This window comes from Polaribacter sp. Hel1_33_78 (assembly GCF_900106075.1).
Lineage (GTDB): Bacteria > Bacteroidota > Bacteroidia > Flavobacteriales > Flavobacteriaceae > Polaribacter.
On record NZ_LT629794.1, the window covers coordinates 2364838 to 2372500 of the forward strand.

The following is a 7663-nucleotide window of genomic DNA, read 5'->3' on the forward strand; positions in this document are numbered from 1 at the left end:
AATTTTTAACGTGCTTCAAAAAATTGAGGTTAATTTAATAAAATTTATTTCTTATTTTTGGTAACAATCAAAACTTAATTCATGAAAATTAAATCACTTTTATTAATTGCTTTTCTAACTTTTGGAAACATTTTATCGCAAAACATAAAATCTCCTTCCGAGTTTTTAGGTTATGAAATTGGCAGTCGATTTACAAGACATCATAAAGTTGTAGAATATTTTAAATATGTTAGCAATACATTATCTAATGTTAAACTGGAAAAATATGGAGAAACTAATGAACATAGACCTTTGTATTTAAGTTATATTTCATCCCAAGAAAACATTAATAATTTAGAAAATATTAGAAAAACAAACCTTTCTCAAACTGGAATTATAAATGGAAATTCTGATAACAAAACTGCAATTGTTTGGTTAAGTTATAATGTTCATGGAAATGAAGCTTCTAGCACAGAGGCCTCAATGTTAACCATATACGAATTGGTTACTACTAAAAAATCTTGGTTGGAAAATACAGTAATTATAATGGATCCGTGTATAAATCCAGATGGAAGAGACCGATATGTAAATTGGTTTAATCAGGTAAAAAGTACGCCATTTAATATTACTCAAGATGCAAAAGAACATCATGAACCATGGCCGGGAGGAAGACCAAATCATTATTTATTTGATTTGAATAGAGATTGGGCTTGGGCCACTCAAATTGAAACTCAGCAAAGAATAAAAATTTATAACAAATGGATGCCACATATTCATGTAGATTTTCATGAGCAAGGGATTAATAGCCCTTACTATTTTGCCCCAGCTGCAGAACCTTTTCATGAAATTATTACAGATTGGCAGCGTGATTTTCAAACTCAAATAGGAAAAAATCATGCTAATTATTTTGACAAAGAAGGTTGGCTGTATTTTACAAAAGAAAGTTTTGATTTGCTATATCCTAGTTATGGAGACACCTACCCTACTTTTATGGGTGCAATTGGAATGACCTATGAACAAGCTGGTCATGGAAGAGCTGGTTTAGGAATACAGACTGATGAAGGTGAAGTTTTAACATTAAAAGACAGAGCACTTCATCATATGACAACAGGATTATCAACTGTAGAAATTTCATCAAGAAATGCAGAAAAATTAAATTCAGAATTTAAAAAATTCTTCAAGAATAAAAATTTAGAATACAAAAGTTTTGTTTTAAAAAATGATAATGAAGATAAAATAAATCGTTTAATAGATCTATTAGATACTCATGAAATTAAATACGAATATGCCATCAAAGGAACTATAAAAGGATACCGTTTTAATACAGAAAAAGAGGAGAAATTTACAACTTCTAATGGTGATTTAGTGATTCATACCAATCAGCCAAAAGGAAAAATGGTAAAAGTTTTATTTGAGCCAAAAGCTAAATTATCAGACTCCCTAACTTATGATATTACAGCTTGGTCCTTACCTTATGCTCATGGTTTTGATGCGATTGCATCAAAAACAAAAGTGAGTTCTATTGAATCTAAAACCGTAAAAAGTATAACAAATACTATAGATAAAAGCGCATATGCCTACATTTCTAAGTGGAATAGTTTAGAAGATGCTACTTTTTTAGGGGCTTTGTTGCAACAAAATATAACGCCTCGTTTTTCTGAAAAAATATTTTCTTTAGAAGGGAAAACTTATGACCCTGGAACTTTAATCATTTTAAGAAATGATAATAGAACTACTGACTTTGATGAAAAATTGAATAAAATTGCTAATAAACATCAAAGAAAAATTGAACCAGTTGCTACAGGTTTTGTAGATTCTGGATTAGATTTTGGCTCTTATAGTGTAAAGCCCATTAACAAACAGAAGATTGCATTACTTTCGGGCAAAGGAGCTTCATCTTTAAGTTTTGGAGAAATTTGGCACTTTTTTGAAACAGAATTAAAATACCCTCTTACTATTTTAAATTCAGATTATTTTAGTAAAACGAAATTTTCCAAGTATGATGTTATAATTATCCCAAATGGATATTACAGTAATGTTTTACATAAAACTACCTTAGATAAATTATCAACTTTTGTAAGTGCTGGTGGAACATTAATTGTGATTGGAAATGCTTTAAATAGTTTTGCAGATAAAAAAGGATATTCTTTAAAGAGTAAAGAGTCTAAAAAAGATTCTACCAAATATAATTTAACTCCTTATGCTGATCAAGAAAGAAAGAATATTCAAAATCTTATTACTGGGGCAATATTTAAAAGTAAAGTTGATGTAACTCATCCTTTAGCTTTTGGATATAAGAGTGATTATTTTTCTTTAAAATTAAGTGGAACATCATTTAACTATTTAGAAAATGGCATAAATGTTGCTTACTTTGATAAAGACACGGAAAATGTTTCTGGCTATGCTGGCAGTAGAGCTCTTAAAAATATTCCAGAATCGTTATTGTTTGGAGAAGAACAAAAAGGACGTGGAAGTATTATTTATATGGTAGACAATCCTTTATTTAGATCTTTTTGGCATAATGGAAAACTCTTTTTAGCGAACGCAGTGTTTTTGCTAAATTCTAATACACTGAAATAAAATTTATAAAACCAATTGAACAATAAAAAAGCCATTGCAAATAGCAATGGCTTTTTAAGTATTATGGATTTCTTTCTTCGCAGAAAGAACAACTAGTTATGAAATTATTATTTCTTTTTGTTACCAGCTTCCATTTTCTTTTTTAAATCTGCAAGACCACCTATGTCTCCTAAAGTAGTTTTTTCAGCTTCAGCTGCTTTTTTAACGGCAACTTTCACATTTCTTTTTTCTTGCTCTTTAAAGATAGATGTATGAGATACAACAACTCTTCTGTATTCTTTAGAGAATTCTAAAACTACAAACTTAAGTGTTTCACCTTTTCCTAATTTAGTACCATCTTCTTTTTCTAAGAATCTACTTGGTGCAAAACCTTCTACTCCATCAGCAAAAGTTACAACTGCCCCTTTATCATTCTTTTCTTTCACAACTCCTTCATGCGTAGAACCGATAGCATAAGTAGCTTCATGAGCATCCCAAGGATTATCTTGCGTTTGCTTATGACCTAAATTTAACTTTCTGTTCTCTACATCTAATTCTAAAACTTGAACTTCTAATTTATCACCAACAGTAACAAAATCTGATGGATGCTTAATTTTCTTCGTCCAAGATAAATCAGAGATATAAACTAAACCATCGATTCCTTCTTCTAACTCAACAAATACACCAAAGTTTGTGTAATTTCTTACAGTACCTGTATGAGTTGAACCAACAGGATATTTAGTTGTAATATCTGTCCAAGGATCTGGATGTAATTGTTTAATACCTAAAGACATTTTACGGTCTTCTCTATCTAAAGTTAAAATTTGAGCTTCAACTTTATCTCCAACTTTTACGAAATCTTGTGCAGAACGTAAATGAGTTGACCAAGACATTTCAGAAACGTGAATTAACCCTTCTACTCCTTGCTCTACTTCAACGAATGCTCCATAATCAGCTAAAACAACAACTTCACCAGTAACTTTATCTCCAATTTTTAATTCAGAGTTTAAAGCTTCCCAAGGATGTGCAGATAATTGTTTCAATCCTAATTGAATTCTAGATTTGTTATCATCAAAATCTAAAATTACAACGTTTAATTTTTGATCTAATTCTACAACCTCATTTGGATGATTGATTCTTGACCAAGATAAATCAGTAATATGTACCAATCCATCAACACCACCTAAATCAACAAAGACACCATAAGAAGTAATATTTTTAACAATACCTTCTAATACTTGTCCTTTTTCTAATTGACCAATAATTTCTTTTTTCTGTAATTCAATATCCGCTTCAATAAGTGCTTTATGAGATACAACAACATTTTTAAATTCGTGATTGATTTTCACAACTTTGAATTCCATTGTCTTCTCTACATATTGATCGTAATCTCTAATTGGCTTAACGTCAATTTGAGATCCTGGTAAAAATGCTTCGATTCCGAAAACATCTACAATCATACCACCTCTAGTTCTACACTTAACGAAACCATTAACTACTTCACCAGTTTCATGAGCATTGTTAACACGCTCCCAAGCTTTGATTACTCTCGCTTTTTTGTGAGACAATACCAATTGACCAGAAGAATCTTCTCTCTTATCAACTAATACTTCTACAGTATCTCCTTCAGCTAAACCTTGATTGTAACGAAATTCGTTTAAAGAAATAACTCCTTCAGATTTAGAATTGATGTCAATAATTGCATCTCTGTCTGTAATTCTAATTACAGTTCCTTCAATTACATCACGTTCATTTACGAAACCTACAGTTCCTTCTAATGCATTTTCAAATGCTTTTAATTTTTCTTCATCAACAGCTTCAATACCTTGTTCGTATTTGTGCCAGTTAAAATCAGCTAAAAATTGTTTCGGATCTACAACTGGAGTCGTTGTTTCTTGTACTTCAGTAGCAACTACTTGCTCTTCAGTGTTTTTTGTTTCTTCAGACATTTCTGAAAATTAATTTTGTATCTTATTGTTTTCCAGATTTTTAACGATAAAAACAAAAAGAGTTGTTTTTATAAATTGTTTTGTTTAATTCCTTTTATAAATCTGTTCTCGTAAAAAGGAGTGCAAATCTACATAATTTCATTGATTTTTAAGCAAATAGAATTAATTTATTATTCATTTTATTCTTGATAATCAAAAAACTACCTTTGCATCTTTTAAAAACCTTTTTGGTTGACTTTAATGTAGATGAATAAAGAAACAAAAGATTTAGTAAACAAAGGCATAATGCTTCCATTAATGGAAGAGTTCTATACAATTCAAGGTGAAGGTTCTCATACAGGTACTGCAGCTTATTTTATAAGAGTTGGAGGTTGTGATGTTGGTTGCCATTGGTGTGATGTGAAAGAAAGTTGGAACGCAGATTTACATCCTCCTACACTTGCAAATACTATTGTTGAGAATGTAAAGAAATATGGGAATACAGTTGTTATTACTGGAGGGGAGCCCTTAATGTGGTCCATGGATTATATTACAAATTTACTTCAAAAAAACAACATAAAAACACATATAGAAACTTCTGGAGCATATTCTTTTTCTGGAAAATGGGATTGGTTCTGTCTATCTCCAAAAAAGACAAAATTACCTTTAGCTGAAGTTTATCCTGAGGCGGATGAGCTAAAAATGATAATTCATAATAAATCTGATTTTGAATTTGCTGAAGAACAAGCTGCTAAAGTTGATGAAAAATGTCAACTGTTTTTGCAACCTGAATGGAGTAAAAAAGAAAAAATGACAGTTCAAATTGTTGAATATGTAATGAAAAACCCAAAATGGAAAATTTCTTTACAAACTCACAAATACTTAAATATTCCTTAATTCTTAAGACCAAATAAGGTTTAAAAAAATAAAATTTGTGTTTACTTCTATTTTTAAAAAAACTTTATTCCCAAGTTATCTAAAGAAAAACTGAAGAGATAATCATACTTACTATAAAAATTGATTTATTCATAAAAATTGCTTAAAAAAGGTAATTTTTAAATTAAATAATTTCCAGAGTGTATTCTTTACTTCAATATCAAAAAAAATATTTATAACAAAACATTACGTTTTAAAATATTTTCATTCTAATTTAAGAAACAATTAAATTATCAACTAAAGCACAGATTCTATCAAACTGCTCATCAATCCCCATATTAGAATTATCAAATTCTACAGCGTCATTAGTCAATATTAATGGAGAATCTTCTCGAGTAGAATCTATTCTATCCCTTTCCTGAACATTAAAAAGAATCTCTTCAAAATTAACTTTATCTCCTCTATCATTCAATTCTTTGTAACGTCTTGTAGCTCTTTTATCAGCAGAAGCTGTCATGAATAATTTTAAATCAGCATTAGGAAAAACAACACTTCCTATATCTCTTCCATCCATTACTATTCCGCCATTAACACCCATTAATTGTTGCTCTGCAACTAATTTTTTTCTAACCTCAGAAACCGTAGCAACTTTACTCACCAATTGTGAAATCTCTAAAGTCCTAATTTCATCTTCAACATTCTCATTATTTAAGAACATTTCAGCAAATCCCAATTTTTTGTTAAATTTAAAAGAAAGAGCAATTTCTGATAAACGAGATATTAATTCCTCCTTTTTAAAAAAATTCACTCCCACAAGTTGATTATTCTTAGCAAAAAGAGAAACGGCTCTATACATTGCACCAGTATCAACATAAATATAGTTATATTTTTGAGCCAATAATTTTGCAATTGTACTTTTTCCTGTGGACGAAAATCCATCAATAGCTATTGTAATTTTTTTCTTCATTTATCTTCTATCTAAATCAATTTGTAAACTGAAAGTACTGGCATTTGATGCAGAATGAAATTTTGAATATGCATAATTAAATTTCAAATTATTCATTTTTAATCCAAATCCAACAGATATTCCACCAAATGTTCTAACATTTTGTAATTTTAATTCAGCCGCTCTTCTGACATTATACCCTAATCTAACATTTAGCGCACTCCCCGGAAACAACTCTGCTCCGATAACAAAATGTCTTAAAGTATTTCCTATAAAACCATTTTTTTCTTCGGTAATATTTCCTTCTAAATCTATTGTTTGCTCAGATGGATTAATAAAACTAACATTCCATTTTTGTAAATTATCAATGGTTAAATACCATTTTAATGGAACATATTCAAATTTGTAAGAAGCACCTATAGCTACTTTGAAAGGTAATCTTTCATTTAGTCCATTAAAAGATTTTATTTGTGCACCTATATTTCTAGCAACAATAGTAAAAGAATAGGATTTATAGGGACTATAATATAAAATTGCCAAATCTGTAGCAATTCCAATTGATGTAAAATTACTAATATTGCTGTTAATCAATTTAATATTAGTTCCAAAAAATAAATTAGTCCAAGGAAGATTAACAGCATATCCAATTGATACAGCTAAATCCCTAGCTTTAAAATCACCTATTTCGTTACCTTGTTCATCTGATTCAATTAAAGTACCGTAATCAAGAAATTTTATATTCCCATGAACAGTACCAAACCTTCTAGAAATTTGTCTAGCGTATGATATGGAGCCTATATTTATCCCTGCTAAATAACTAGAATAATTTACAGAAAATTGATTATCCATTTCAGCGTTTATTGTCGAAGGATTCCATGTAGGTTGATTCACATCATCTATAAAAGTTAAAACTTCTCCCCCCAAAGCAATCTGTCTTGCTGAAGAAGAAAGATTTAAAAATTGATATACACTTTCACCCCCAATTTGAGCTTTAATACCCATAGAATAAAAAACGAATAGCACAATAAACGGATTAATTTTCATTTAGTAAAACACTATAAAATGTATAACGAAAATACCACAGAATATTTCCATAAACAAGCAATTATGTTTGATATTTTATCATTTTGTATAATAAAAAAACCTCATATCGTTAGATATGAGGTTTATAGATCTTGTTTATCACAAGATAAAGAAAGGCGGCGACCTACTCTCCCACATAAATGCAGTACCATCGGCGCTATTGGGCTTAACTTCTCTGTTCGGTATGGGAAGAGGTGATCCCCAATGCTATAACCACCCTAAAATTTTCAGCTAAATTGCTTTAACTGTATAAGTTGACATATGGTAAAATAATATTGTAAGTTTCAAAATA

At 29.8% G+C, this 7663-nt stretch carries 5 protein-coding genes and 1 rRNA gene; 2 read left to right on the forward strand and 4 right to left on the reverse strand.

Going from position 1 to position 7663, the window contains the following annotated elements; genetic code table 11:
- The first annotated feature begins 81 nt into the window (after nucleotides 1-81).
- The gene (locus BLT88_RS10215; protein ID WP_091954613.1) at nucleotides 82-2559 is read left to right on the forward strand and encodes a M14 family metallopeptidase; all 2478 of its coding nucleotides are present in this window, start codon (nucleotides 82-84) and stop codon (nucleotides 2557-2559) included.
- A gap of 107 nt (nucleotides 2560-2666) precedes the next feature.
- On the opposite strand, the gene rpsA is transcribed toward BLT88_RS10215, so the two are convergent.
- Nucleotides 2667-4487 carry a 30S ribosomal protein S1 gene (gene rpsA / locus BLT88_RS10220; protein ID WP_036787083.1) on the reverse strand — a complete coding sequence of 607 codons (1821 nt, stop codon included), beginning with the start codon at nucleotides 4485-4487 and terminating at the stop codon, nucleotides 2667-2669.
- A gap of 246 nt (nucleotides 4488-4733) precedes the next feature.
- Here rpsA and BLT88_RS10225 point away from each other — a divergent pair, with 246 nt between their 5' ends.
- Complete coding sequence (locus tag BLT88_RS10225) at nucleotides 4734-5363, forward strand: 7-carboxy-7-deazaguanine synthase QueE (protein WP_091954615.1); 630 nt, start codon at nucleotides 4734-4736, stop codon at nucleotides 5361-5363.
- Nucleotides 5364-5616: 253 nt separating this feature from the next.
- Here BLT88_RS10225 and cmk read toward each other — a convergent pair whose 3' ends face one another.
- The 3 genes from cmk to rrf all read right to left on the reverse strand — a co-directional run bounded on the left by cmk (nucleotide 5617) and on the right by rrf (nucleotide 7592).
- The gene (gene cmk / locus BLT88_RS10230) at nucleotides 5617-6309 is read right to left on the reverse strand and encodes a (d)CMP kinase (RefSeq protein ID WP_091954616.1); all 693 of its coding nucleotides are present in this window, start codon (nucleotides 6307-6309) and stop codon (nucleotides 5617-5619) included.
- Nucleotides 6310-7332 carry a type IX secretion system protein PorQ gene (gene porQ / locus BLT88_RS10235; protein ID WP_091954618.1) on the reverse strand — a complete coding sequence of 341 codons (1023 nt, stop codon included), beginning with the start codon at nucleotides 7330-7332 and terminating at the stop codon, nucleotides 6310-6312. It lies immediately after the preceding gene.
- Between the two features lie 150 nt (nucleotides 7333-7482).
- Nucleotides 7483-7592 (reverse strand): 5S ribosomal RNA (gene rrf, locus BLT88_RS10240).
- Nucleotides 7593-7663: the final 71 nt, after the last annotated feature.